Here is a 26378-nt window from a genome sequence, read left to right as displayed (position 1 = left end):
CGAGCACGTCGGGTGTTGCAACCGGAAACAGTTAACGGCACAAAAATGCAGAAATAAATAACAAGATCCGGCTTAAGCCGGGCAAGCGTCGCATCTGACCCTGACTAACAACCAAGTCAATTTTGTTAGAAGGAGCAAGGCATGAGTTTAGCAACAGTTTTTCCGCAAGCCGCTGATATACCGCCACAGTTTGCCCACAAGGGCGAAATAACCCAGCGCGAGTATTTAGTAAATGGCGAGTTGGTGCAGTGGCCTGGGGATCTAAGCCCGGTTGTTAGCCCGGTGTATTTACGTAGCGCACCCAATGATGAGCTACAGCAAGTCGTGCTGGGGCATACGCCGTTACTGGATGCCGACACCGCGCTAAAAGCGCTGGACAGTGCAGTAAACGCCTATGATTTAGGCCGTGGCGCCTGGCCAACCATGGCGGTGCTGGAGCGTATCCAACATGTAGAGAAGTTTCTGGGTTTAATGCAGTTGCAGCGCGATGAAGTGATCCGCCTGCTGATGTGGGAAATAGGCAAAACCTACCCCGATGCGGCAAAAGAATTTGACCGCACCTGCGACTATATCCGCGACACCATTGAAGCATTAAAACAGCAGGACAGAGACGCCAGCCATTTTATCATCGAGCAGGGCAGCCTGGGCAAAATCCGCCGTGTGCCGGTGGGGGTGGCGCTGTGTATGGGGCCCTTTAACTATCCGCTCAATGAAACCTTTACCACGCTGATACCGGCGTTGATCATGGGTAACACCGTGATTTTTAAACCGGCTAAATACGGCGTTCTGCTTATTCAGCCGCTGTTGCAGGCATTTTTGCAAAGCTTTCCGCCTGGGGTGATCAACATTATTTACGGCCGTGGCCGCGAAACTGTTGGTGTGCTGATGGAGAGCGGTAAAATCGACTTGTTCGCCTTTATCGGCACCAACAAAGGTGCCAGTGATCTAAAGCGGATGCACCCTAAGCCGCACCGGCTGCGCGCTGTGCTGGGGCTGGATGCGAAAAACCCGGCTATTATTCTGCCTGATGCTGATATGCAGCGCACAGTGAAGGAATGTGTCGCCGGCAGTTTGTCGTTTAACGGTCAGCGTTGTACTGCCTTGAAAATTCTGTTTGTGCACTACAGCCGGGCCGCCGAATTGGTAGATAAACTCGCCAGTGCTATCAGTGCGTTAAAAGCCGGTATGCCGTGGGAGCAAGGCGTGGCAATTACGCCGCTGCCGGAGCCGGGTAAAACGCAGTTTTTAGCTGAACTGCTTAAAGACGCGTTGGATAAAGGCGCTGCTTTGCAAAATCCGGACGGTGGGCAAACGACTGCATCCTTGTTTACCCCGGCGCTGCTGTATCCGGTTAACAGCAGTATGCGGCTGTATAACGAAGAACAATTCGGCCCGCTGGTACCGGTAGTACCTTACTCTGATATCAGCGAAGTGATTGACTATGTAGTTAATGCTAACTTTGGCCAGCAGCTGAGTATCTTTGGGCAGGACGCGCAGCGGGTTGGCGAGCTGGTGGATATTTTCGCCAATCAGGTTGGCCGTATTAATATCAACAGCCAGTGTCAGCGCGGGCCAGACAGCTTTCCGTTTAACGGCCGCAAAGATTCGGCCGAAGGCACCTTGTCGGTGGTAGATGCGCTGCGGCAGTTTTCCACGCCGACCTTAGTGGCTGCGAAATATCAGCAAGATGATATCGACTTTGTTAAGCAGATGGTCAAGATGCGTAGCTCACACTTTCTGGCGACGGACTTTTTGTTCTGATGCCGTTTAATGCTTTAAAACAAAAATAGCTACTGCGACGGCCTGATATAAATTATGTAAGCCGTCGTCACTGCGTTAGCGCTGCTTGCGTTGCTGCCTTAGCCAGGCAGTGAGTTTCTGGTAGGGTACGACAAAATACGGCGTGAATAAATTATACTTTAATGTGCCGTGATTAGAAAAATATTTATGCAGGCTGCTGCTGAATACCGTATTATCGGTTAATCTAACTTCAGTGTTTCCAGCCAGAGGTTTGCATGCACGCGCAGTTTATTCACGCCGCTAAACAGCTTATTGCGGCAGATCGCTATTTTGACGATCCGCTGCACACTTTAGCTTTTGGCACCGATGCCAGCTTTTACCGCTTGCTGCCCAAGTTGGTATTGCGCGTTGAAAGCGAAGCTGAAGTGGTAGCGCTGTTAAAGCTGGCGAGTGAATATCAGGTGGCAGTGACCTTTCGGGCTGCCGGCACCAGTTTATCTGGCCAGGCAGTTACCGATTCGGTACTTTTGGTACTGGGCGAAAACTGGCAGCAGCGTGAAGTGCGCGGCCTGGGGGAGCAAATCCGGCTGCAACCGGGTGTAATAGGTGCGGCTGCCAATAAAGTGCTAAGCCCTTTTTCGCGCAAAATCGGCCCGGATCCGGCGTCAATAAACAGCTGCAAAATCGGCGGCATAGTAGCGAATAATGCCAGTGGTATGTGCTGTGGCACGGCGCACAACAGCTTTAACACGCTGTCAGCGATGCGCCTGGTGTTGTTCGACGGCACTGTACTGGATACCGAAGATAGCCAAAGCGTGGCGGCATTTCGGCAAAGTCACGCGCAGTTGTTGGCAGAGCTTGAAGAGCTGGGCGCACAAACCCGCGGCAATAGCGCGCTAAGCGCTAAAATCCGCCATAAATACCGCTTAAAAAACACCACCGGTTTTTCGCTCAATGCGTTAACCGAATTTACTGATCCGATAGATATTCTCACCCATTTAATGGTGGGCTCCGAAGGCTGCCTGGGTTTTATCAGCGCGGTAACCTATAACACTGTGCCGGAGTATCCGCATCGTGCCAGTAGCTTGTTGGTGTTTCCCAGCGTCGACAGTTGTTGCCGGGCCGTTACCGTATTAAAACAACAACCGGTGTCGGCGGTGGAGCTATTGGATCGGCGCAGCCTGCGCTCGGTTGAGCATAAAGCCGGCATGCCAGCTTGGGTAAAGAGTTTATCTGATCAGGCCTGTGCCTTACTGATAGAAAGCAGCGCATTAACCGCCAGCCTGCTGCAGCAACAACTGACGCAGATTGTAGCCAGCCTGGCTACATTTGCGCTGGAGCAACAGGTTGAATTCAGCACTGATCCGACGGTGTATAACCAGTTATGGGCGATACGCAAAGGCACTTTTCCGGCGGTAGGCGCAGTGCGGCAAACCGGCACTACGGTGATCATTGAAGATGTCACTTTTCCGCTGCAGCAATTGGCCGATGGTGTGTCGCGCTTGCAGCAGCTGTTTGATAAATATCACTATGATGAGGCGATTATTTTTGGCCATGCGCTGGAAGGCAATCTGCATTTTGTCTTTACCCAGCGCTTTGACGCGCCGGCAGAAGTCGCCCGCTATGATGCCTTTATGCAGGACGTAGCGCAGCTGGTGGCGGTAGAGTTTGCTGGCTCATTAAAAGCCGAGCATGGCACCGGCCGAAATATGGCGCCCTTTGTTGAGCTGGAGTGGGGCAGCGAGGCGTATGCGTTAATGTGGCAAATTAAACGTTTGCTGGATCCCAATAACATCCTCAACCCAGAGGTGGTGCTAAGCCATAATCCGCAGTTACATCTGCAAAACTTAAAACCTCTACCGGCGACAAATCCGCTGGTTGATAAATGCATAGAATGCGGTTTTTGTGAGCCGGTCTGCCCGTCGCGCAAATTAACCTTAACGCCACGCCAGCGTATTGTGGCGCAGCGCGAAATATCACGTTTAACCTTGTTAGGCAAAGCGCATACGTCAGACGAAGACGCCAAGCGCTTAAAGCAACTTAGCCAAACTTACCAGTATGCCGGCACCGATACCTGTGCTGCCTGCGGCATGTGCAGCACGGCCTGCCCGGTGGGCATTAACACCGGTGACTTGACCCGGCAACTGCGCGCTGTGAACAACCGGCCATGGCAGAGAACTGCGGCGTTTATCGCACGCCACTTTAGTGTTGCTGCCGCAATCAGCCGGTTGGGTTTGCGTGTTGGCAGGGTAGTTGGCAGGGTAGTGCCGCGCTGGCACAAGGCTATGCCGACAGCAAATGGCCATAGTGTGGTAAATCAGTATGCTGCAGATCAGGCGTTAAAGCCGCTGATTTATCTGGCGTCATGCTCAGGCCGGGTTATGGCGCCGCAAGCCAACAGCAAAGATCCGCGTAGTTTGCAGCAGGTAAGCGCCAGCTTACTGCAAAAGGCCGGATATCAGCTGATCGTGCCGGACGGTATAAGCAACCAATGCTGTGGTATGCCGTTTCAATCTAAAGGCCAGTTTGCTGCAGCAGCACAAAAGCAGCGCGAACTGGAACTATGGCTGCTTGACGTTACCAATAACGGTGATATTGCCGTGTATTCTGATACCAGCCCTTGCAGTTTAACGCTGCGCGGCAAGCTGGACCCGCGGTTGACTATTGTCGACAGTGTCGATTTTTTGCATGACAAGGTGCTGCCCAAACTCAGGATTACGCCACTTAATGAACCGGTAGCGCTGCATATTACCTGCAGTGCCAGCCAGTTGGGGCAGGCCGATAAACTACAGCGTTTGCTTAGTGCCTGCAGCAGTAAAATTGTAGTGCCAGAGGGCATTAGCTGTTGCGGCTTTGCCGGCGATAAAGGTTTTGTACTACCAGAGCTGAATGCTTCTGCGTTATCGGAGTTAAAGCAGCAAGTGAGTACTTGCTCACAAGGGGTGTCGACCAGCCGCACCTGCGAGATCGGCTTATCGCAGCATAGCGGCATTGAGTATCAGCATCTGGTGTATCTGCTGGACCATCTGGCAAAGTAACCTGTCTTTTAGCTGCATGATACGTCAGCCAGGTATTAGTTCGCTTGCAAATGCTTAGCAGTTGGTTGATGCTGAAACATCATAACAACGCTGCAATTATCACGATTTCGTGATGCCGGCAGGGAGTCGACTGTTGAGTAATGTTAATTCTAAGCCTGATTTATCGGCAGCTTTTGCTACCTTGCGCCGGCGCTTTGAACAAGGTTTGTCTGAGCGATCGGCAAAAATGTTGGCATTAACCGCAGCATCCGATAGCAGTTTCTTACCGATGCTGATTACCGAAGCGCACAAGCTGGCAGGGGCTTGCGCGACTTTTGGCCATGCTGCCCTTGGTAGTTATGCCAGACAAATAGAGCAGCTTGCCAAAGATATCCGCAGTAAAACAGACGTTGAACGTCTACATGCACTACCGGGCTTGCGCCAGACAGTGCTGGAGTTTGATGTGGCGGTAAATCTGGCTCTACTGGAAATTGACAGTTCAGCTGCAGAAGTCACAACTCAACTGCATCAGGCAGATACTGTCTGGCTATTATTACCCTCGCCGCAGTTAACTACCGAGCTGGTTAGCCAACTGCAGGCTTTTGGTCACCATGTTGAATGTTTTTCGGACTACGCCAGTTGCCTGGCGCGTTTGCAACATACTGCCCCGGCTGTGCTGTTAGCGGCAGCGAATCTGAAAGATGGTGCTTCACTGTTTGCGCAGAACTTATTGTTACAACAGTTGAAAATACAAGCTTCGCGGTTATTAGTGTTTTCTGAAAAGGACGAGTTTGATTTACGCATTAAAGCATCGCAGCATCGTGCAGAAGCCTTTTTTGTCTCACCGCTTGATGTTGCGGCTATGATTTCAACCATCAGCGAATTACTGGAATTAAGTGCTAAGTATGCCGGCAAGGTGTTTATCGTTGATGACGATAAGTTATTGGCGCAACATTTTGCTTTGGTGCTAAATAATGCCGGCATCACAACGCAGATCTTAAGCAATGTCCGGCATATCGTTGCTGAAATTATGCGCTTTCAGCCAGATCTGTTGTTAATGGAAATGTATATGCCTGATTACTCCGGCATCGAGCTGGCGGGTTTAGTGCGACAGTACCAGTCGTTAAGGCGTTTACCCATTGTATTTTTGTCATCCGAGATAAATAAAACGCTGCAGATTGGCGCCATGGCGCTTGGCGCTGATGATTTTATCAGCAAACCCATCGACGATACGCAGTTGGTACTGGCCGTAAAGGCACGGCTAAAACGCAGCCTGCAACTTAAAAACCTGATTGAAAAAGACAATCTGACGGCGTTGATAAAACACAGTGCGATCAAAGAACTGGCCGAGCTGGAGTTTGAACGTAGCCAGCGTTACCAGCACACCTTTAGTATCGTGATGCTGGACATCGACCACTTTAAAGCGGTTAATGATAATTATGGCCATGGCATCGGCGATATGGTTATTACAGCTTTAGCCACGTTGCTGCGTAAACGTATTCGAAAATCAGACCGGGCCGGACGTTACGGCGGAGAGGAGTTTATGCTGGTGTTGCCTGAATGCAGTGGGGCTAAGGCGCGGGAATTAACCGGGCAGATCCTGCAGGCGTTCCGGCAATTGCATTTTACCGCTAATGGTGAGCAGTTCAGCTGTAGCTACTCTGCCGGTGTTGTCGCCTATGATGAAGCTGATTTTAGTAATGCTGAGCAAATGATAGCGGCGGCCGATAAGGCGATGTACAAAGCTAAGCGGGCGGGGCGAAATCAGGTGTATTAACAAAAAGCCCGCAATAAAGCGGGCTGATATCTGCGAACGGGGTTTAAAGCTTATTTAAAATCTCAGCCGGCAAGGCCAGCTCGTCATTGCGGTTAACGCCGACACCACGCTCAAGGATGTTTTTTGCAATTTGCTTGGCTTCTTCCAGCGAGTGCATTTGCGCCGTGCCGCACTGGTAAATATTCAGCTCCGGAATATCGCTCTGGCTGGCAACATGCAATACATCGTCCATCGCGGCTTGCCAGGCCGTAGCCACCCGCTGCTCGTCTGGGGTGCCAATTAAGCTCATGTAAAAGCCGGTACGGCAGCCCATCGGCGAAATATCGATAATCTCGACATCAGCACCATTTAAATGGTCACGCATAAAGCCGGCAAATAAATGCTCCAGCGTATGGATACCTTTTTCTGACAGTATTTCTTCATTAGGCACGCAAAAACGCAAATCAAATACCGTAATGGCATCGCCTTTAGGCGTATTCATTTTCTTTGCCACACGCACAGCCGGGGCTTTCATAATGGTATGGTCAACGGTAAAACTGTCGAGTAATGGCATAACAAACCCTGAAAATTTAAGCTACAGATGGCGACTATTATAGGCAGGTAAAGCGCAATAAGTTAACCGTTATTGGCGCTCAATAGCGTGAAAAGCGCGGTAAAACAGGAAAAAGTTCCCGGTTGGCAAAATTTTTAATTGAATAACCTTGAATGGATCAGGGCTAATCCCCATTAATCGCTCAACGCAATTTGTGATTGTTCAGAATATTAACTGGAGTGTAGTTATGGGCAGAATTATTGGTATTGACTTGGGTACAACCAACTCTTGTGTAGCAGTATTAGACGGCGACAAGCCTCGCGTATTAGAAAACGCTGAAGGTACCCGTACTACGCCCTCTATTATTGCTTATGCTGAAGACGGCGAAGTGTTAGTGGGCCAGCCGGCGAAACGTCAGGCGGTGACTAACCCTAAAAACACCTTATTCGCGATTAAGCGTTTAATTGGGCGTCGTTTTGAAGACGAAGAAGTACAGCGCGACATTAAAATTATGCCTTACGCTATCGTTAAGGCTGATAATGGTGATGCCTGGGTTGAAGTAAAAGGCAAAAAATTAGCTGCACCGCAAATTTCAGCTGAAGTGCTGAAAAAGATGAAGAAAACCGCCGAAGACTTCTTAGGTGAAGCGGTAACGGCTGCAGTAATTACCGTACCTGCGTACTTTAACGATGCGCAGCGTCAGGCAACCAAAGATGCCGGCCGTATTGCTGGTTTAGACGTAAAACGTATTATCAACGAGCCAACTGCTGCGGCGCTGGCCTACGGTATGGATAAAAAGAAAGGCGATACCAAGGTTGCGGTATATGACTTAGGTGGCGGTACTTTCGATATCTCTATCATTGAAATTGACGACGTAGACGGCGAGCAAACGTTTGAAGTACTGGCGACCAACGGTGATACTCACTTAGGTGGTGAAGACTTCGATAACCGTTTAATCAACTATTTAGTTGAAGAATTTAAGAAAGAGCAGGGCATTGACCTGCGTAACGACCCTCTGGCCATGCAGCGCTTAAAAGAGTCTGCGGAAAAAGCCAAGATTGAGCTGTCGTCAGCGTCACAAACTGAAGTAAACCTGCCGTACATTACTGCTGATGCTTCAGGCCCGAAACACCTGAACATCAAGGTAACCCGTGCCAAGCTGGAATCTTTAGTGGAAGATTTAATTCAGCGCACTATCGAGCCGCTGAAGCAAGCGCTGAAAGATGCTGATTTAAGTGTCGGTGAAATTGACGATATCATCCTGGTTGGTGGTCAAACGCGGATGCCAAAAGTACAGGAAGCGGTAACGGCTTTCTTTGGCAAAGAGCCACGTAAAGATGTTAACCCGGACGAAGCGGTAGCAGTAGGTGCAGCAATTCAGGGCGCGGTACTGTCAGGTGATGTGAAAGACGTATTACTGCTTGACGTTACGCCATTGTCACTGGGTATTGAAACCATGGGCAGCGTAATGACGGCGCTGATCGAGAAAAACACCACTATTCCGACCAAGAAGTCACAGGTGTTCTCAACAGCAGAAGATAACCAGTCTGCGGTAACTATTCACGTGCTGCAGGGCGAGCGTAAGCGCGCGTCAGACAACAAGTCACTGGGTCAGTTTAACTTAGAAGGCATTCGTGCCGGTCGTCGTGGCGAGCCGCAAATTGAAGTGGTTTTCGATTTAGACGCCGACGGTATCTTGCATGTATCTGCTAAAGATAAAGATACCGGCAAAGAGCAAAAAATCACTATCAAGGCTAACTCTGGCTTAAGCGATGAAGAAATTCAGGCCATGGTACGTGATGCTGAAGCGCATGCTGAAGAAGACAAAAAGTTTGAAGAGCTGGTACAAACCCGCAACCAGGCTGATGCGATGGTACATGCTACCCGCAAACAACTGGAAGAAGTGGGCGACAGTCTGGCTGCCAACGACAAAGAAGCCATTGAAACTGCAATTAAAGAGCTGGAAGCTGTGTTAAAAGGCAGCGACAAAGCCGCGATTGATGAGAAGTCTCAGGCACTGATGCAGGCGTCACAAAAACTGATGGAAGCAGCACAGGCCAAGGCACAACAGGGCGGCGCTGATGCTGGCCAGCAAGCTGACAACAGCAACGACGATGTCGTTGACGCTGAGTTTGAAGAAGTGCAAGACGACAAGAAGTAATCTGGCTGAAGTATAAGGGCTGGCCTGGTGCCAGCCTTTTGGCATTAAGACATTTACTGAGCGGGAACTATGTCCAAGCGTGACTATTATGAAGTACTAGGTGTCGCCAAAGGCGCCGACGATAAAGACATCAAAAAGGCCTATAAACGCCTCGCCATGAAATTTCACCCGGATCGTACTCAGGGTGATAAGGCCATGGAAGAGAAGTTTAAAGAAGTGCAGGAAGCCTACGAGGTGTTGTCGGATGAACAAAAACGCGCCGCCTATGACCGTTTTGGCCATGCCGGGGTAGATCCGAACCGTGGTGGCGGTGGTGGTGCCGGCGGTGCTGATTTCGGTGATATATTCGGCGATGTGTTCGGCGATATCTTTGGGGGGGGTGGCCGCCGTGGTCAGTCACGGGCGCAGCGCGGTTCAGATTTGCGCTATAACCTGGAATTGAGCCTGGAAGAAGCGGTACGCGGCAAATCAGTCGACATTAAAGTACCGACTATGGTCGGTTGTGATAGCTGCGACGGCTCTGGTGCGAAAAAAGGCACTTCAGCCAAGAGTTGTCCTACTTGCCATGGTGCCGGCCAGGTAACCATGCGCCAGGGCTTTTTTGCGGTACAGCAAACCTGCCCAACCTGTAATGGCCGCGGTAAAATTATTCCGGATCCGTGCAGCAAATGCCATGGCGAAGGCCGCATAGAGAAAACCAAAACGCTGTCGGTGAAAATTCCGGCTGGTGTGGACACTGGTGATCGTATTCGTTTAACCGGCGAAGGCGAAGCGGGTATGCATGGTGCGCCGGCGGGCGATTTATATGTACAGGTACATGTAAAAGAGCACCCAATCTTTGTCCGCGATGGCAACAACCTGTACTGCGATGTACCACTGAGCTTTACTACTGCTGCCTTGGGCGGTGAAATTGATGTACCAACACTGGATGGCCGCGTTAAGCTGAAAATACCGGCAGAGACACAAACGGACAAAATGTTCCGTCTGCGTGGCAAAGGTGTGAAGTCTGTTCGGGGTGGCGGTATCGGTGATTTAGTCTGTAAAGTTGTAATTGAAACGCCGGTTAACCTGAGTGACAAGCAAAAAGAATTGTTACGCCAGTTGGACGACAGCATGGTGGGCGACGGTGAAGCTAAACACCGGCCGAAATCGAAAGGCTTCTTCGATGGTGTGAAAAAGTTTTTTGATGATTTAACCAGTTAATTCTGAATGAAAAACCACCTGCGGGTGGTTTTTTGTTTTTCAGCAGATACAATAAAACCTAAGCTTGATTTCTGCCGGCGCAACAAAAATAAGGATATACCGATGTTGAAGAAGTTGTTTGTTACCAGTGCCTGTATTTTATTAATGGCAGCCTGTGCCCAGTCACCTACCGGCCGGCGCCAGATCATGCTGTTTAGCGATGCGGAACTGGGCAAAATGGGCGCCCAGACGTTTGAAGCGATGAAAGCAGAAACGCCACTGGCAAAAGATGTTGAGCTTAACCGCTATGTAAAATGCGTTGCCAATAGCTTATTGGCGGTTACGCCGGATAATTTACGAGCCCAAAGCTGGGAAGTGGTGTTGTTTGATGCTGACCAGGTTAATGCTTTTGCGTTACCTGGCGGTAAAATAGGCGTTTATACCGGCTTGCTAAAAGTGGCACAAAATCAGGAGCAGCTGGCAGCAGTTGTCGGCCACGAGATTGCACATGTTATCGCCGGCCACAGTAATGAGCGGTTATCATCTAATCAGGGTATACAAACAATACTGGCATTAGGTGATGCAGGCATGAAAGCTTACGGTGTTAAATATCAGCAAGAGTTAATGACGGCGTTTGGCCTTGGAGCGCAGCTTGGTGTGGCGTTACCATTTAGCCGCGCACATGAAACCGAATCCGATATTATTGGTCTGGAGCTGATGGCAAAAGCCGGTTTTGAACCACGGCAGGCGGTCAATTTATGGCAAAATATGGCGGCATTGGGCGGTAGCGGCACACCGGAATTTATGTCTACCCACCCACTACCAGAAACGCGGATTAAAGAACTACGTGAAAAATTGCCAGCGGCAATGAAGTTGTATAACGAACGTAAGGCTGGTTCGGCGTTGCCGCAATGCAAGCGTTAGTTGTCAGCTTGTTTTACAAAATGCGCAGTTTGCTGCCGGTAGCAATATTAAAATATGCTTGAAATCATTGACTTGCTTTGATGGAGTGATTTTTGCATAATTTTGCTTAGGTAAACTGTAATCAGTCACAAAATTGTGTGCTTTGGGAACTGCTATGGAAATGGATGACAATAAGCAAGTAGAACAGACCAGCGGTAGCCGCAGAGACTTTTTAGTTAAAGCGGGTTTAGCCAGCGTGCCGTTATTGATGTCGTTTAAAAGTCGGGCAACCTGGGGCTCGTCAACGCTTAATTGTGGCTTAAGTGCTACTGCGTCACAAATTGCCTCGATGACGGCGCAAAGCGGAAAAAAATGTAAAGAGCACGTCTCGCACAAAATTTGCGATGTAGATTATTTTGGTAGCCCACACGGCTGCTTTAAAAAGCCGTCGCATACGGTATATAAATTTAATGGCAAACAAATACATCAGGATACCCGGTTTAAAGATGTTTTTGGTGGCGGCAAAACCAGGAAATTAAGCAGCTGTATTAATGACAGCCCGGATAATTTTGAGCGCAACATTAGTTATTGTTTTTTGTATGCCTTGTACATGGACAAGGTTGTGCGCAGATCGGGCGAATTTCCTTTACCCGATGACTTTGTATCAGCCTACAAGTATGCAGGTGGGCAGGCCAGAATAGATTTAATTAACTTGGTAGCTTTCTATGTAAATGGCTATTAAGCTGTTATGTCACTTTTAACCTGGCTTTGTTAACTTTGCAGTTATTAGATTTAATGCCTCCTGATGTAACCTCAAGCTATGCTGACTGGCTGCTGTGGTGTAATACCGCAGCAGCTGGTTATATTCAAAGTGAATTTGAAGTTGTTGCTGAAGATACAACACTAAGCTACGTGTTGATGTTTGACCCGGTAAGCCATGATACCACTTTGGCTAGCAAAGCCGATCTGCTGCAAAACGCTAAAGCCGGCGTATGAGTGCTTATAACTTTGCTATTCATTGCCAGCCGTTTTCGGTCGCTGTAGTTAATTCATCACGCTATTTATATCAGGCGATACAACAGCTCTATCCGGCAACGGTGTTTGGCCCGATTAACGCTAATCTGGTTTACGATTTTGATCTGACTGTAAAGCGTCGCTGGGCTGATCTGGCCGGCGAGTATCTGGTTGGCTCCGCGTCTGAGCATTTTCGCATGGCAGAGCAAGCGCATTTACCGGCTATTTTTGAATGGGCGTTTAACTGGAGCGTGGCGTCTTTTCAACATTATTATTTGGCTTTTCATGCCGCAGTGGTGCAAAAGGGTGATTTAACTCTGGTATTACCGGCTGAACCCGGTTCAGGTAAAAGCACGTTAAGTGCAATGTTAATGTTGCAGGGCTGGCGCCTGTTATCTGACGAAAGTTGTCTGCTGGATATGAATACCGGTATGGTGGTCCCTTGTGTCCGGCCTGTTAGTCTGAAAAATCAGTCACTGAGTGTTATTCGTCAACGTTATCCTGAGGCCGCATTACGGTTGCAAATTGACAACACTATTAAAGGCACCGTCGGTTATCTGTTACCGTCCGAGGCCAGCTGGCAGGGGTATGACGTGCCATGTTACGCCAGCCACATTATTTTCCCACAGTACTGCAGTACCCAGCCAAATACCGTGTTTGAACCAATTGCAGCAGAGCAGGGGATCTTGCGGCTGATACAAAATTCGTTTAATTATTCAGTGTTGGGCGCCGAAGGCTTTACCGCCCTTAGCCGTTTAGTGCGCAGCGTTAAACTGATGCAATTACAATACGCCGATACCGATGAGATGCTGTCACTTATGGAGCAGCTTAAGTGAGGTCGCAACTGCTGGCTTTGTTTCAGGCCCCGGCTGATTATGCCAGGCAGGCCACTGCGGCTGATTGGACCCTGCTGCTGGCTCAGCTGCGTAAACATGGCCTGCTGGCAAAAGCGTATTTTAAATTGCAGCAAACGGCTGAGCTTGACCGGGTGCCGCTGCAGGTTAGCCGTCAGCTGCAATCAGGGGCGAAATACGCCGCCAAGCAACAGCATTCATTGTTTTATGAGTTACAACAACTTGAGCCAATGCTGCAGCAACTGACTTGCCCGTGTTTGTTGCTTAAAGGCGCTGCCTACCGGGCGTTGGCACTGCCGGTAAGCCACGGCAGACTGTTTTCTGACATTGATATACTGGTGCCGGCATCCTCAGTTAGCGAGGTGAAAAACAAGCTGTTTTTTTGCGGCTTTTATGAGCCCGAAATGGCGGAGTATGACCGGCAGTATTATCTGCGCTGGTCACATCAGCAGCCACCGCTGCATCACTTTGAGCGCGACAGCGTAATTGACTTGCACCATCATATTTTTCCGCCAGCTTCGGCCAGACAGCTAAATATTGCCCCTTTGTTTGAACAGGCGGTGGCGATACCGGGCTCAGGCTTTAAAACGCCCTGCCTGCAGCATTTATTTGTGCATGCTGCAGTGCATTTGTTCTGGCAGGAAGAAACCCATCGCAGTTTAAAAGACATTATTGATCTGAATGACCAATTTTCGGTGTTAGCTGAGCAGGGCTTGCTGACGTCTTTGTCTGAGGAAGCAATAAAAATAGGCGCGGCACAAGCGGTAACCAATGTGGTGTATGTTCTGACGCAGTTATTCCCATCCGACTCAGCCCGCGCCTACTTACAGCAGGCTAGGGTAGCGGCACCGCAACGGCTGCTGTGCCACTGCTTTATTAACACCTTGCAAGACAAAGGCGTTATGCCGGCAATGTGCAAGGCCCTCTGGTTTGTCCGCGGCCACCGTCTGAAAATGCGCTGGTCTATTTTGCTGTACCATATGCTGGCTAAGCCTTTATCTTTGCTCAGGCGCTAGCGCTGGATGCTGTCTGTTTGGCTTGGATGATTCGGCCGGATGACAATAATGGTAATAGCCACCAGCAGCAAAATCAGACAGTAATAGCTTTGCGTTACCACCTGCCACGGCGAAATACCGAAGCTGGCTCCCAGCAACAAGGCCTGGGCACCATAAGGCACCAGCCCCTGGCTGATACAGGCAAAAATATCCAGCAGGCTGGCGCTGCGTCTGGCAGTGATGTGATGCTGCTGCGCCAGCGTTTTGCTGACGTCACCAGTTAGTACTATCGCCACCGTATTATTGGCAATACACAGGTTACTGATAAAGGCTAACGCCGCTATGGCCAGTTGCTGGGCTTTATTGCCGGCCAGCTTCAGACCGTTTGCGACATGCTGAATGTTACCGGCAATCCACTGCAAACCGCCTTGCTGTTTAATAAATTCACTTAAGGCACTCACCAGCATTGCCAGCAGGAAGATTTCCTGCACATTGGCAAAACCGCTGGCGATATCTTTACCCAAGTTGGCCATAGCGTAGTTGGCAAACACCGCGCCCTGCAATGCAGCCAGTACTATGCCCAGCAGCAACACCACAAAGACATTTAGTCCCAGTACTGCCAGCAGTAGGATCGCCGCATAAGGTACTACACCTGTCCAGTTGACGGCGTCAATTTGCACCGGCGCTCCCTCTGTCGCCAGCACGATATATAACAGCAGCGTGATCGCCGCTGCGGGCAGGGCAATTTTAATATTTTCACGGAATTTATCTGCCATTTGCGCGCCCTGAGTGCGGGTAGAGGCGATAGTCGTGTCAGAGATAATAGATAAGTTGTCACCAAACATGGCACCGCTTAGCAGCACACCAGCCACTAATGCCTGATCCAGCCCGGCCTGGTTGGCCAAACCAACGGCTATTGGCGCTAAGGCACCTATAGTGCCCATGGAAGTACCCATAGCGGTAGATACCAGAGCGGCAATAACAAACAAGCCCGGCAACAACCAGGGGGCAGGTACTAAGCTCAAACCGGCATTAACGGCGGCATCGACGCCGCCGGTGGCAGTAGCCACGCTGGCAAAAGCGCCGGCCAGCAGGTAAATAATGCACATGGTAATAATATTGCTGTTACCGGCGCCTTTGATCATTACGTCAATAGACTGCTGTAGCGGTGCTTTGTGCAACCAGATAGCCAGTACCAGTGCAGGAATGATGGCGACATGACCAGGCAATTGGTAAAACGCATAGGCCACATCCTGTTGATGTAAATACAGGCCTGTGCCAAGAAACAGTGCGACAAAAAATAACAACGGTAGCAGCGAGCGTTTAGCGCCGGGCGCGAATTCAGTCTGTTCGGTCATATCTCATCCTGTCGGGCCAACGGCGTTTGCTATGTCAGCTTGAGTTGGCAAATGGACGCGCACTATATAGATGGCTGGACGTCCTGTCAATTTGTCTAAGGTTAGTTTTCGTACTGGTATAAGCTACCTGAGTTTATTATGCTGGCAACTGTTTTTCTTGTTGTCTGATTTGCACGGAGTGCTGATGTCGCCACTTAAACTGATTGTATCGCGTCGTTTTTTGCCATTTTTTTTAACGCAGGCCAGCGGTGCCTTTAACGACAACGTGTTTAAAAATGCGCTGATGTTAATATTGGCTTTTACCGCGGCTAATGCATTGCCGTGGGATACCGATTTAACCATGAACCTGGCGGCAGGCTTGTTTATTTTGCCGTTTTTATTGTTTTCGGCCACTGCCGGCACCCTGGCCGATGCGGTGTGCAAAACCCGTCTGATCCGGGCGTTAAAACTGCTGGAAATTGGCCTGATGCTGTTAGCCGGCCTGGCGTTTTATTTCCAACAGTATCTGATGTTGCTGGGGTTGCTGTTTTTAATGGGCAGCCAGTCGGCGTTTTTTGGTCCGGTAAAATACGCTATTTTACCGCAGCTGTTAACCGACAAAGAGCTGCTGGCTGGCAATGCCTGGGTTGAAATGGGTACCTTTGTGGCTATTCTGCTCGGTACCATTACCGGAGGTTTATTGGTCGGGCTGGCCGATGCGCCACTGTGGATTGCTGGCGTCGTCGTGCTGTTTTCTGTGCTGGGTTATCTGGTAAGCCGGCATATTCCGGCAGTAGGGCAAGTGGGTAACGCTGACAGGTTTCGTTTTGCACCCTGGCAACAAACCAAAGCAACGATCAGTATCAGTTACGCTAACCGCACCCTGTACTTATCTATTATGGCCATTAGCTGGTTCTGGTTTTTAGGTGCCAGTTATTTAACCCAGTTTCCTAACTTCACCAAAACCGTGCTCGGCGGCGATAACACTGTTGTTACAGCGTTATTAGTGGCGTTTTCAGTGGGCGTAGGTATTGGCTCTATGTTGTGTGAACGCTTATCCGGTGACAGGGTTGAGCTGGGTATAGTGCCTATCGGCTCGGTTGGTTTAACGTTGTTTGGCGTCAGTTTGTATATTAGTAGCCCGGCAGAGCTGCCGGCGCAGCTACTAAATCTGCCGCAGTTTTTAGCAACCCCTTTTGGCTGGTGGGTGCTGACAGATTTAACATTGATTGGCGTATTTGGTGGTTTGTTTATTGTGCCGCTGTATGCCTTGTTACAACAACGGGCCGAGCCGCAGCAGCGGGCGCGGGTTATAGCCGCCAACAATATTTTTAATGCGCTGTTTATGGTGGTGAGCGCCATTGCCGGCATAGTGTTTTTAACCGTACTGGATTTAGCCATACCAGAGTATTTTCTAATTCTGGCGATTATGAATGCAGTGGTGGCATTGTATGTCTACAGCCAGTTACCGGAATTTGCCCTGCGTTTTGTTATTTACTTGCTTAGCCATACTATGTATCGCGTGAGCAGCCGTGGCCTGGAGCATATTCCACCAGAAGGTGCTGCAGTGCTGGTAGCCAATCATGTCAGCTATGTTGATGCTTTGCTGATTGCCGGTGCGGTGCGCCGGCCAGTGCGTTTTGTGATGGAAAAAGCCATCTATGATTTGCCGGTAGCCAATTGGCTGTTCAAAGCTGCCAGGACTATTCCGATTTGCTCAAAACAGAAAAACGAGCAGGTCTATGAAGCCGCTTTTGCTGCTATTAAGCGCGAGCTGGAGCAGGGCAATCTGGTGTGTATTTTTCCGGAGGGGCGTTTGACCAAAACCGGCGATATCGACAGTTTTCGCCCCGGTATAGAGCGTATTCTGGCGGAAACACCGGTGCCGGTGGTACCAATGGCGCTGCAGGGCCTGTGGGGATCATTCTTTAGTCACCATGGCAATGGTGCTTTTAAGTTTAAAGGCCGGTTGTGGTCTAAAATTAACCTGCACGCCAGCGAGGCATTGCCTGCAACTGCTACGGCGGCAGAGTTGGAGCGACAAGTCCGTCTGCTGCGTGGCGATTTGGCGTAAACATTGTGTGATTTAACGCAATAATGGCGGCCAGGCTTGAACCAGTATCAGGTTGGCCGCATAACACTTGTCTAATGTTGGCAAATGCCACTACTTTGGAGACAAGATGCTTAATTTTTCCTATCAAAACCCTACCCGTATTGTATTTGGCAAAGACCAATTGGCGCAGTTAACTAAACTTATTCCGCCTGGTAGTAAAGTACTACTGACTTACGGTGGTGGCTCTATCAAGCATAACGGTGTCTATCAGCAGGTGGTTAACGCCTTAGACGGTTTTGACTGGCAGGAATTTAGCGGTATTGAACCTAATCCAAGCTTTGAAACCCTGATGCGTGCGGCAGATCTGGTGCGGCGCGAGAAAATTGATTTCCTGTTACCGGTTGGCGGTGGCAGTGTTATAGATGGTACTAAGTTTATTGCCGCTGCCGCCATGTTTGCCGGTGATGCATGGGATATTCTGGCTAAAGGTGCCAAAATCAGCGCCGCTGTTCCACTGGGCTGTGTACTAACCTTACCGGCAACCGGCACCGAGAGTAATGGCAATTCAGTGGTTACCCGTTATGAAACACAGCAAAAGTTGGCATTCTCCAGTGCGTTGGTTTATCCGCAGTTTGCCATTTTAGACCCTACAGTCACCTTTAGCCTGCCGCCCAAACAGGCTGCAAATGGCGTGGTAGATGCCTTTGTGCATGTAATGGAACAGTACATGACGTATCCCGTTAATGCGCCGGTGCAAGACCGCTTTGCTGAGGGCTTGTTGCATACCCTGATTGAAGAAGGCCCAAAAGTACTAAATCAGCCGGATAACTATGATGTACGTGCTAACGTAATGTGGGCAGCGACCATGGCATTAAACGGCCTGATTGGCCAGGGCGTGCCGCAGGATTGGGCTACCCATATGATTGGCCATGAGATCACCGCACTGTATGGTTTAGATCATGCGCAAACTCTGGCAATAGTATTACCCTCCCTGTTACAACAACAACGCGGACCAAAGCGCGACAAGCTGCTGCAATATGGCCGCCGCGTCTGGCAATTACAGCATCAGGATGAAGAGCGCTTGATTGACGATGCTATTAATCATACCCGCGCTTTTTTTGAACAAATGGGTGTGCCAACCCGCTTAGCTGACTACGGTATTAAAGCGGATGCAGTCGATAAGCTGGTAGCGGCATTGCAAGCCAATGGTATGGTAAAACTGGGTGAGCATGGTGATATTAACCTGGATGTGTCGCGGCAGATTTTGCAACGCGCGGTGTAGTGATAAATATTAGCCATTAAGATGGCTATTTTGCTTCCCCCTGTCGGCGGCTTTTGCTCTAATAGCCGCCATTGTTAACGTTATCCTGAGCAAAAATATGTCAACTATCGGAATTTTTGGTGCTAACGGCCGGATGGGCCGGGCGTTAATTACCGTTGCAAAAGAGCAACAGCTAAAGCTTACCGCTGCTACTGTGCGCAGCAGCTCAGATCTTATCGGTGTCGATGCAGGTGAGTTAGCCGGTGTTGGCAGGCTTGGCTTACCACTGAGTGCCACCGGCACCGACAGTATCAATCAAGCCGGTATTTGGGTCGACTTTACTATGCCCGAAGCCATGCTGGCGCATCTTGAGCTGGCGGTTGCAGCCAAAAAAGCCATGGTGATAGGTGTTACCGGTTTAACCGATGCCCAGTACCAGCAAGTACAGCAAGCCAGTGCACATATTCCGATTGTTTGGGCACCGAATATGAGCGTAGGGGTAAACCTGCTGCTGCATTTGGTGCAAACCGCCGCCAAAGTAATGGGCCAGACGGCAGATATTGAAATTATTGAAGCGCATCACCGCTTTAAAAAAGATGCGCCATCGGGCACGGCTATGGCAATTGGAGCCAGCATCGCTAAAGCGTTGGAGCGTGATCTTTCTAAGGTTGCTGTCTATGGCCGTGAAGGCATTACCGGCGAACGGCAGCAGCAAACTATTGGCTTTGCTACCGTGCGTGGCGGAGACATTATTGGTGACCATACCGCCTTATTTGCCGATTTAGGTGAAAGGCTGGAAATTACTCACAAAGCTTCCAGCCGTAACACCTTTGCTCAAGGCGCACTGCGTGCTGCTCTGTGGTTGCAAAATAAACAGCCAGGACTTTATTCTATGCAACAAGTGTTAGGTTTGGCAGATTTAAGCTAGATTTTTGCGCTATTAAGGTTAAAAACAGGCTAAAGCAGCCATTTGTAATAAAAATCAAAAAAAGCATAGCTAATCCAGCGCTGATCGCCTAAAATAGTCAGGTTTGCCTAGCGCAAATCCGGGTATCACATTTTGGGTCAAAACGGGTTGTAAAACAGTGTCAGTTTTCACCCGTTTTTTGCTGTTTGGAGGTTATCTTGACTAAGTCCGCCCTGCTCGTACTGGAAGACGGCACCGTATTTCGCGGTACAGCCATTGGCGCTGAAGGAGTTTCTGTAGGTGAGGTAGTGTTTAACACTTCCATGACCGGGTATCAGGAAATATTAACTGATCCCTCATACGCAGAACAAATCGTTACTCTCACTTATCCACATATTGGCAATACCGGCACTAATGCCGAAGACGAAGAGTCTGGTCAGGTTTGGGCCCGCGGCCTTATCATTCGTGACCTTCCTCTCCTTGCCAGTAATTTCCGTAACCAACTCTCACTTAGTCAATATTTAACACAACATAATATTCTTGGCATCGCCGATATCGACACCCGCAAGTTAACCCGTATTTTACGCGAGAAAGGCGCGCAAAATGGCTGTTTAATGGCTGGCGATAATCTGGACGAAGCCAAGGCACTTGAGCTGGCAAAAGGCTTTCCGGGATTATCCGGCATGGATTTAGCCAAAGAAGTCACAGTAAAGACCGCTTATCAGTGGACTGAAGGCAGCTGGCAGCTGGGTGAAGGCCATCGTGCGGCAGCGCCACAGCAGTTTCATGTTGTTGCCTATGACTTCGGTGTAAAGCGCAATATTTTGCGCATGCTGGCCGATCGCGGCTGTAAGCTGACAGTAGTACCGGCACAAACGCCAGCTAGTGACGTACTGGCGATGAACCCGGACGGTATTTTCTTATCGAATGGCCCTGGCGATCCGGCACCTTGTACCTATGCTATTGCGGCCATTAAACGCTTTTTAGATACCGACATTCCTATCTTTGGTATTTGCTTAGGCCATCAGTTACTGGCACTGGCCAGTGGTGCACAAACGGTGAAGATGGTGGTTGGCCATCATGGTGGTAACCATCCGGTGCAAAACCTGGACACCAAACGAGTGTTAATCACTGCGCAAAACCACGGTTTTGCCGTCGATGAAGCCAGCTTACCGGCAAATTTACGTGCTACGCATAAATCGCTGTTTGACGGCACCTTACAGGGCATCCATCGTACCGATAAGCCGGCGTTTAGCTTTCAGGGCCATCCTGAAGCCAGCCCAGGCCCGCACGAAGCCTCTGAGCTGTTCGACCACTTTATCGAACTGATGCAACAAGCCAAAGCCTAAGCGACGAGAATTACGGAGATATAGCAGCAATGCCAAAACGTACCGATTTAAACAGTATTCTGATCTTAGGCGCCGGCCCTATCGTGATAGGCCAGGCCTGTGAGTTTGACTATTCAGGTGCCCAGGCCTGTAAAGCCTTAAAGGAAGAAGGCTTCCGCGTTATTCTGGTGAATTCGAACCCGGCCACCATTATGACCGATCCGGAAATGGCCGATGCTACCTACATTGAGCCAATTCATTGGCAGGTAGTAGAAAAAATTATCGAAAAAGAACGGCCTTGTGCTGTGTTACCCACCATGGGCGGCCAGACTGCACTGAACTGTGCGCTGGACTTAGAACGCCACGGCGTACTGGCGAAATACAATGTTGAGATGATTGGCGCTACTGCCGATGCCATTGATAAAGCTGAAGACCGTAGCCGCTTCGATAAAGCCATGCGCTCTATCGGCCTGGCCTGCCCACGCGCCGGTTTAGCCCACTCGATGGAAGAAGCCTACCAGGTGCTGGAAGACATTGGTTTTCCATGTATTATCCGACCGTCGTTCACTATGGGCGGCTCGGGCGGTGGTATAGCCTATAACCGCGAAGAATTCGAAGAAATCTGTACCCGCGGCCTGGATTTATCGCCGACCAAAGAGCTATTGATTGACGAGTCGTTAATCGGCTGGAAAGAATACGAGATGGAAGTGGTACGCGATAAAAACGATAACTGCATTATCGTGTGTGCCATTGAAAACTTCGACCCTATGGGCGTGCACACCGGCGATTCTATTACCGTGGCGCCAGCGCAAACCCTGACTGATAAAGAATACCAAATCATGCGTAATGCCTCTTTGGCGGTATTGCGTGAAATCGGCGTAGAAACCGGTGGCTCTAATGTGCAGTTTGGTATTAATCCGGTAGATGGCCGCATGGTAATCATTGAGATGAACCCACGCGTGTCGCGCTCATCGGCGCTGGCCTCTAAAGCCACCGGCTTCCCAATCGCCAAGGTAGCAGCCAAGCTGGCCATAGGTTATACGCTGGACGAGCTGGCGAACGATATTACCGGTGGCAAAACGCCGGCGTCGTTCGAGCCCAGCATCGATTATGTCGTTACCAAGGTGCCACGCTTTAACTTTGAAAAATTTGCCGGCGCCAATGACCGTCTGACCACCCAGATGAAATCGGTTGGTGAGGTGATGTCTATCGGTCGTAACCAGCAGGAGTCACTGCAAAAAGCGCTGCGCAGCCTCGAAATTGGTGTGTGCGGCTTAGATCCGGTTATTGATATAACGCTGCCTGAAGCGAACGATAAAATTGTTCGTGAGTTAAAAGAGCCGGGTTCACACCGTATATGGTACATCGCCGATGCCTTCCGCCTGGGCATGAGCATGGATGAGATTTTCAGCCTGACCAATATCGACCGCTGGTTCCTGGTGCAAATTGAAGATCTGGTAAAAGAAGAGCTTGCTCTAAGCAAAGACGGCTTTGCGGCGCTGGATAAGGCACGGATTGCCCGCTTAAAACGCAAAGGCTTTGCCGATAAACGTATTGCTGACGTGTTAGGCGTTAGCGAAAACGAAGTACGTAAAAAGCGTTACAGCTTTAATATTCACCCGGTTTACAAAAGGGTGGACACCTGTGCCGCCGAGTTTGCGTCTAATACGGCGTACATGTACAGCAGCTACGACGAAGAATGCGAAGCCATGCCGACCAACCGCGATAAAATTATGATTATCGGCGGCGGCCCGAACCGTATTGGTCAGGGTATCGAGTTCGACTATTGCTGTGTGCATGCGGCATTGGCGCTGCGCGAAGACGGTTATGAAACCATCATGGTAAACTGTAACCCGGAAACCGTATCGACCGATTACGACACATCAGACCGCTTATACTTCGAGCCCATTACGCTGGAAGATGTGCTGGAAATTGTACGCAAAGAGCAGCCTAAGGGCGTTATCGTGCAGTACGGCGGCCAGACGCCACTGAAATTAGCCCGCGCACTGGAAGCGAATGGCGTGCCAATTATTGGTACTTCACCAGACGCCATTGACCGCGCAGAAGACCGCGAGCGTTTTCAGCAAGCGGTTGAGCGTTTAGGCTTAAAGCAGCCGAAAAATGCCACGGTAACCAGTTTGGAAGAAGCCATTACCAAGGCGCCGGAAATCGGTTTCCCGATGGTCGTGCGGCCATCTTACGTGCTGGGCGGCCGGGCCATGGAAATTGTCTATGACGAGCAAGACTTACGCCGTTATATGACCGAAGCGGTAAGTGTCTCGAATGATTCTCCGGTACTGCTGGATAACTTCCTTGATGATGCGATTGAAGTCGATATCGATGCTATCTGTGATGGCAAAGAGGTGGTTATCGGCGGCATTATGGAGCATATCGAACAAGCCGGTGTGCACTCTGGTGACTCGGCCTGTTCACTGCCGCCACACAGCCTGGGTAAAGATATTCAGGATGTAATGCGCGAGCAGGTGCGTAAGCTGGCGCTGGAGCTGGGCGTAGTTGGTCTGATGAATACCCAGTTTGCGGTAAAAGACAACGAAGTTTACTTAATTGAAGTCAACCCACGTGCAGCCCGCACCGTGCCTTTTGTGTCTAAGGCAACCGGTATTGCTGTGGCCAAAGTTGGCGCGCGCTGCATGGCAGGTAAATCACTGGCAGAACAAGGCGTAACCAAAGAGATTATTCCACCGTTTTTCTCGGTAAAAGAAGTGGTGATCCCGTTTAACAAATTCCCGGGCGTTGATCCAATTTTAGGCCCTGAAATGCGTTCGACCGGTGAAGTGATGGGGGTAGGTGATACTTTCGAGCAAGCCTTTGCCAAAGGCCAGCTTGGCGCCAGCACGTTAATTCCTACCGGTGGCCGTGCCTTGCTTTCAGTGCGCGACAGCGATAAAGTGCGCGTAATTGAACTGGCAAAACGCATGGTTGACAAAGGTTTTGAACTGGATGCTACCGGCGGTACCGCTAAAGCATTACAGGCTGCCGGTATTGATTGTCGCAGAGTGAACAAGGTGTCAGAAGGCCGGCCGCATATCCTCGACCGCATTAAAAATGGTGAGTACAGTTACATTGTTAACACCACTGATGGTCGTCAGGCTATTGAGGATTCGAAAATTATCCGCCGCGGTGCGCTGCAGTATAAAGCTAACTACACCACGACATTAAATGCCGCTTTTGCTACGGTAATGTCAAACGCTGCCAGTGCTTTTGACAGCGTAGCCTCGGTGCAGGAACTACATAAGAGAGTAAACGGATGAGTGCAATACCGATGACAGTGCAGGGCGCAGAACGACTGCGTGCTGAACTGCATGAATTAAAATCAGTCAAGCGGCCGGCCATTATCCAGGCTATCGCGACGGCGCGTGAGCATGGCGATTTAAAAGAAAACGCCGAGTATCATGCCGCCCGCGAACAGCAGGGCTTTTGTGAAGGTCGCATTCAGGATATTGAAGCTAAGCTGTCTAATGCGCAGATTATCGATATCACTAAATTGCCCAATACCGGCAAAGTGATCTTTGGTAGCACGGTCACTATTCTGAATCTGGATACAGATGAAGCCGTGACCTATCGCATAGTGGGTGACGATGAAGCTGATATTAAAAATAATTTAATTTCGGTAAATTCACCTATTGCCCGCGGCTTAATCGGTAAGTCTGCCGATGATGTGGTTAATATCACCACACCAAAAGGCGTAGTAGAGTTTGAAATTACCGAAGTACAGTATCTGTAATCGGGGTTGAAGAAAAAGCAATGCCAGTCATCCGACTGGCATTTTTTTTGGCTGATCTGATATGGTTATAGCCTGGCAGTAAAAATAGCTGCTGTAATCAGCATCTAGAGGTGGATATGAAGCACAAAGCCGCATTTAGCCTTAACTTAAACCAGCAGGTTCTGCTGGTGACGGCGCTGGGCGTCTGGACTATAGCGGATGCAAAAGATTATGTACGCCAGCTCAGGGCTTTAGTTCAGCCAATAGTAGCGCAATCCTGGGCTATTATAATGGACACCACGTGCTGGAAAATGTGTCCGGCCGATGTATTTGCATTATTACAGGACAATACCCGCTGGTGTTTTGAACACAATTTGCTGATGGCGGTAACGATATTGCCAGACGATCAGTTATTGCAGTGGCAATTTAGCAAGGCTACAGCGATTGCCAAGCCTGAGGGGTTTATCAGCAAGACGGCTGCCGACTTGGTTACTGCCCGGCAGATGATCCGGGCAGCAGGCTATAGCTTGTCAGATTAGCCGCGTGGCAGGGTAATCTTTTTGTCTTCACCCTGACGGAATAACACCAGAGTTTTACCGATCACCTGAACTTTATCGGCTTTGGTTTCACGGATAATGGCATCCATGATCAACACCTTTTGTTCGCGATCTTCAGTTGGCACTTTTACCTTAATTAATTCATGAAAGTTAAGGGCATTATCTATTTCTGCTACTACACCTTCGGTCAGACCATTGCCACCTAGTAAAACCACCGGCTTTAATTCATGGGCTTTGGCTTTTAAAAATTGTTTCTGTTTGTTGGTTAAACTCATAAAATACTTATTTCCGCAGATAACGCTTGAATTTGCGTTATTGTAGCGCCATCTAACGCATAACACTAATCAAGAGTGACGGCATGACCAAGAAAAAGCGCTCGGCCAGTTCAACCCGCTGGTTGAAAGAGCATTTTGATGATCACTTTGTGCAAAAAGCACAAAAACTCGGTTTGCGTTCGCGCGCAGCCTTTAAACTGGAAGAGATTAATCAGAAAGACAAACTGATAAGAAACGGCATGACAGTGGTCGATTTAGGCTCTGCGCCAGGCAGTTGGTCGCAATTTTGTGTTGGCCAGGTCGGTGGCAGCGGTACCATTATTGCTTGCGATATATTACCAATGGATGCGATAAACGGCGTTAGCTTTTTACAGGGTGATTTTCGTGAAGAAGCCGTTTTAGAGGCGCTACTGAGCCGGATTGGCGGTCAGAACGTAGATGTAGTACTGTCGGACATGGCACCTAATATGAGCGGTAATGACACGACCGATCAGGCCCGCTCAATGTATCTGGTTGAGTTAGCCTTGGATATGTGTCACAAAGTGTTGAAGCAAAATGGCAGTTTTGTGGTCAAAGTATTTCAGGGCGAAGGCTTTGAGCAGTATGTAAAAGATGTGCGTGCGGCCTTTACGGCTGTAAAGATCCGCAAGCCAGATTCGTCCCGTGCCCGCTCTAGTGAGACATATATCGTGGCGACGGGCTTTAAAGTCTAGTAAAGTAGACAGATACTTATCTTATTATCGGTATGAAGAGGTTATAAC

General features: G+C 49.6%; 21 protein-coding genes. 18 read left to right on the top strand and 3 right to left on the bottom strand.

All coding sequences use genetic code 11. The features are described 5' to 3' along the window. Nucleotides 1–141: 141 nt before the first annotated feature. The 3 genes from MN202_RS06185 to MN202_RS06175 all read left to right on the top strand — a co-directional run bounded on the left by MN202_RS06185 (nt 142) and on the right by MN202_RS06175 (nt 6534). Complete coding sequence (locus tag MN202_RS06185) at nt 142–1761, top strand: NADP-dependent glyceraldehyde-3-phosphate dehydrogenase (protein WP_335735224.1); 1620 nt, start codon at nt 142–144, stop codon at nt 1759–1761. A 254-nt stretch (nt 1762–2015) separates the two neighbouring features. Next, nucleotides 2016–4778 (top strand): FAD-binding and (Fe-S)-binding domain-containing protein, encoded by a 2763-nt coding sequence (locus MN202_RS06180; RefSeq protein WP_335735223.1) that lies wholly within the window; start codon nt 2016–2018, stop codon nt 4776–4778. Between the two features lie 133 nt (nt 4779–4911). Next, nucleotides 4912–6534 carry a diguanylate cyclase gene (locus MN202_RS06175; RefSeq protein WP_335735222.1) on the top strand — a complete coding sequence of 541 codons (1623 nt, stop codon included), beginning with the start codon at nt 4912–4914 and terminating at the stop codon, nt 6532–6534. Between the two features lie 43 nt (nt 6535–6577). Here MN202_RS06175 and luxS read toward each other — a convergent pair whose 3' ends face one another. Beyond that, nucleotides 6578–7087: an S-ribosylhomocysteine lyase gene (gene luxS / locus MN202_RS06170; RefSeq protein ID WP_335735221.1), complete on the bottom strand. Its 510-nt coding sequence runs from the start codon at nt 7085–7087 to the stop codon at nt 6578–6580. A gap of 226 nt (nt 7088–7313) precedes the next feature. Between luxS and dnaK the strand changes: the two genes are divergently transcribed. The 7 genes from dnaK to MN202_RS06135 all read left to right on the top strand — a co-directional run bounded on the left by dnaK (nt 7314) and on the right by MN202_RS06135 (nt 14196). Further along, nucleotides 7314–9227, top strand: coding sequence for a molecular chaperone DnaK (dnaK, locus tag MN202_RS06165; RefSeq protein ID WP_335735220.1), 1914 nt, complete (start codon nt 7314–7316; stop codon nt 9225–9227). A 69-nt stretch (nt 9228–9296) separates the two neighbouring features. Continuing rightward, nucleotides 9297–10430, top strand: coding sequence for a molecular chaperone DnaJ (gene dnaJ, locus MN202_RS06160; protein WP_335735219.1), 1134 nt, complete (start codon nt 9297–9299; stop codon nt 10428–10430). Between the two features lie 102 nt (nt 10431–10532). Continuing rightward, complete coding sequence (locus tag MN202_RS06155; protein WP_335735218.1) at nt 10533–11333, top strand: M48 family metallopeptidase; 801 nt, start codon at nt 10533–10535, stop codon at nt 11331–11333. 154 nt (nt 11334–11487) lie between these two features. Next, nucleotides 11488–12054: a hypothetical protein gene (locus MN202_RS06150; RefSeq protein WP_335735217.1), complete on the top strand. Its 567-nt coding sequence runs from the start codon at nt 11488–11490 to the stop codon at nt 12052–12054. A gap of 35 nt (nt 12055–12089) precedes the next feature. Continuing rightward, complete coding sequence (locus MN202_RS06145) at nt 12090–12308, top strand: hypothetical protein (protein ID WP_335735216.1); 219 nt, start codon at nt 12090–12092, stop codon at nt 12306–12308. After that, nucleotides 12305–13162 carry an HprK-related kinase A gene (locus MN202_RS06140; protein ID WP_335735215.1) on the top strand — a complete coding sequence of 286 codons (858 nt, stop codon included), beginning with the start codon at nt 12305–12307 and terminating at the stop codon, nt 13160–13162. Before MN202_RS06145 ends, MN202_RS06140 begins: the two co-directional genes overlap by 4 nt. Beyond that, entirely contained in the window at nt 13159–14196 is a 1038-nt protein-coding gene (locus MN202_RS06135; RefSeq protein WP_335735214.1) for a nucleotidyltransferase family protein, read from the top strand. The genes MN202_RS06140 and MN202_RS06135 overlap by 4 nt, the downstream gene beginning before the upstream one ends. On the opposite strand, the gene MN202_RS06130 is transcribed toward MN202_RS06135, so the two are convergent. Further along, nucleotides 14193–15533, bottom strand: coding sequence for a Na+/H+ antiporter NhaC family protein (locus MN202_RS06130; RefSeq protein WP_335735213.1), 1341 nt, complete (start codon nt 15531–15533; stop codon nt 14193–14195). The two genes, MN202_RS06135 and MN202_RS06130, sit on opposite strands and share 4 nt — an antisense overlap. 184 nt (nt 15534–15717) lie before the next feature. Between MN202_RS06130 and MN202_RS06125 the strand changes: the two genes are divergently transcribed. The 7 genes from MN202_RS06125 to MN202_RS06095 all read left to right on the top strand — a co-directional run bounded on the left by MN202_RS06125 (nt 15718) and on the right by MN202_RS06095 (nt 25324). Then, nucleotides 15718–17586, top strand: a complete 1869-nt coding sequence (locus MN202_RS06125) for an MFS transporter (protein WP_335735212.1) — start codon at nt 15718–15720, stop codon at nt 17584–17586. Nucleotides 17587–17692: 106 nt separating this feature from the next. Continuing rightward, nucleotides 17693–18847, top strand: a complete 1155-nt coding sequence (locus MN202_RS06120; protein ID WP_335735211.1) for an iron-containing alcohol dehydrogenase — start codon at nt 17693–17695, stop codon at nt 18845–18847. A gap of 97 nt (nt 18848–18944) precedes the next feature. Then, the gene (gene dapB, locus MN202_RS06115) at nt 18945–19754 is read left to right on the top strand and encodes a 4-hydroxy-tetrahydrodipicolinate reductase (RefSeq protein ID WP_335735210.1); all 810 of its coding nucleotides are present in this window, start codon (nt 18945–18947) and stop codon (nt 19752–19754) included. A gap of 197 nt (nt 19755–19951) precedes the next feature. Next, nucleotides 19952–21082 (top strand): glutamine-hydrolyzing carbamoyl-phosphate synthase small subunit, encoded by a 1131-nt coding sequence (carA, locus tag MN202_RS06110; protein WP_335735209.1) that lies wholly within the window; start codon nt 19952–19954, stop codon nt 21080–21082. A 29-nt stretch (nt 21083–21111) separates the two neighbouring features. After that, a complete protein-coding gene (gene carB, locus MN202_RS06105) occupies nt 21112–24333 on the top strand; it encodes a carbamoyl-phosphate synthase large subunit (protein WP_335735208.1) in 3222 nt (1073 codons plus the stop codon). Beyond that, nucleotides 24330–24806: a transcription elongation factor GreA gene (gene greA / locus MN202_RS06100; RefSeq protein ID WP_335735207.1), complete on the top strand. Its 477-nt coding sequence runs from the start codon at nt 24330–24332 to the stop codon at nt 24804–24806. The genes carB and greA overlap by 4 nt, the downstream gene beginning before the upstream one ends. Nucleotides 24807–24922: 116 nt before the next feature. Next, complete coding sequence (locus MN202_RS06095; protein ID WP_335735206.1) at nt 24923–25324, top strand: hypothetical protein; 402 nt, start codon at nt 24923–24925, stop codon at nt 25322–25324. On the opposite strand, the gene yhbY is transcribed toward MN202_RS06095, so the two are convergent. Beyond that, nucleotides 25321–25617 carry a ribosome assembly RNA-binding protein YhbY gene (yhbY, locus tag MN202_RS06090; RefSeq protein WP_335735205.1) on the bottom strand — a complete coding sequence of 99 codons (297 nt, stop codon included), beginning with the start codon at nt 25615–25617 and terminating at the stop codon, nt 25321–25323. The genes MN202_RS06095 and yhbY overlap by 4 nt on opposite strands. A gap of 83 nt (nt 25618–25700) precedes the next feature. Between yhbY and rlmE the strand changes: the two genes are divergently transcribed. After that, on the top strand, nt 25701–26330 hold the full coding sequence (rlmE, locus tag MN202_RS06085; RefSeq protein WP_335735204.1) for a 23S rRNA (uridine(2552)-2'-O)-methyltransferase RlmE: 630 nt from the start codon (nt 25701–25703) through the stop codon (nt 26328–26330). The last annotated feature ends 48 nt before the right edge of the window (nt 26331–26378 follow it).

The sequence above is a fragment of the Rheinheimera muenzenbergensis genome (genome assembly GCF_036984005.1).
In the GTDB taxonomy this organism is placed as follows: Bacteria; Pseudomonadota; Gammaproteobacteria; order Enterobacterales; family Alteromonadaceae; genus Alishewanella; species Alishewanella muenzenbergensis.
Note: the sequence above shows the minus strand (reverse complement) of the source record. Positions and strands in the feature narration are given on the sequence as shown.

What these genes read in the sequence shown, in the direction of transcription:
- dapB (WP_335735210.1), top strand. Translation starts at nt 18,945, where the DNA reads ATGTCAACTATCGGAATTTTTGGTGCTAACGGCCGGATGGGCCGGGCG.
- MN202_RS06125 (WP_335735212.1), top strand. Translation starts at nt 15,718, where the DNA reads ATGTCGCCACTTAAACTGATTGTATCGCGTCGTTTTTTGCCATTTTTT.
- MN202_RS06185 (WP_335735224.1), top strand. Translation starts at nt 142, where the DNA reads ATGAGTTTAGCAACAGTTTTTCCGCAAGCCGCTGATATACCGCCACAG.
- MN202_RS06140 (WP_335735215.1), top strand. Translation starts at nt 12,305, where the DNA reads ATGAGTGCTTATAACTTTGCTATTCATTGCCAGCCGTTTTCGGTCGCT.
- MN202_RS06130 (WP_335735213.1), bottom strand. Translation starts at nt 15,533, where the DNA reads ATGACCGAACAGACTGAATTCGCGCCCGGCGCTAAACGCTCGCTGCTA.
- MN202_RS06155 (WP_335735218.1), top strand. Translation starts at nt 10,533, where the DNA reads ATGTTGAAGAAGTTGTTTGTTACCAGTGCCTGTATTTTATTAATGGCA.
- rlmE (WP_335735204.1), top strand. Translation starts at nt 25,701, where the DNA reads ATGACCAAGAAAAAGCGCTCGGCCAGTTCAACCCGCTGGTTGAAAGAG.
- MN202_RS06150 (WP_335735217.1), top strand. Translation starts at nt 11,488, where the DNA reads ATGGAAATGGATGACAATAAGCAAGTAGAACAGACCAGCGGTAGCCGC.
- luxS (WP_335735221.1), bottom strand. Translation starts at nt 7,087, where the DNA reads ATGCCATTACTCGACAGTTTTACCGTTGACCATACCATTATGAAAGCC.
- dnaK (WP_335735220.1), top strand. Translation starts at nt 7,314, where the DNA reads ATGGGCAGAATTATTGGTATTGACTTGGGTACAACCAACTCTTGTGTA.
- greA (WP_335735207.1), top strand. Translation starts at nt 24,330, where the DNA reads ATGAGTGCAATACCGATGACAGTGCAGGGCGCAGAACGACTGCGTGCT.
- dnaJ (WP_335735219.1), top strand. Translation starts at nt 9,297, where the DNA reads ATGTCCAAGCGTGACTATTATGAAGTACTAGGTGTCGCCAAAGGCGCC.
- MN202_RS06095 (WP_335735206.1), top strand. Translation starts at nt 24,923, where the DNA reads ATGAAGCACAAAGCCGCATTTAGCCTTAACTTAAACCAGCAGGTTCTG.
- MN202_RS06180 (WP_335735223.1), top strand. Translation starts at nt 2,016, where the DNA reads ATGCACGCGCAGTTTATTCACGCCGCTAAACAGCTTATTGCGGCAGAT.
- yhbY (WP_335735205.1), bottom strand. Translation starts at nt 25,617, where the DNA reads ATGAGTTTAACCAACAAACAGAAACAATTTTTAAAAGCCAAAGCCCAT.
- carB (WP_335735208.1), top strand. Translation starts at nt 21,112, where the DNA reads ATGCCAAAACGTACCGATTTAAACAGTATTCTGATCTTAGGCGCCGGC.
- MN202_RS06120 (WP_335735211.1), top strand. Translation starts at nt 17,693, where the DNA reads ATGCTTAATTTTTCCTATCAAAACCCTACCCGTATTGTATTTGGCAAA.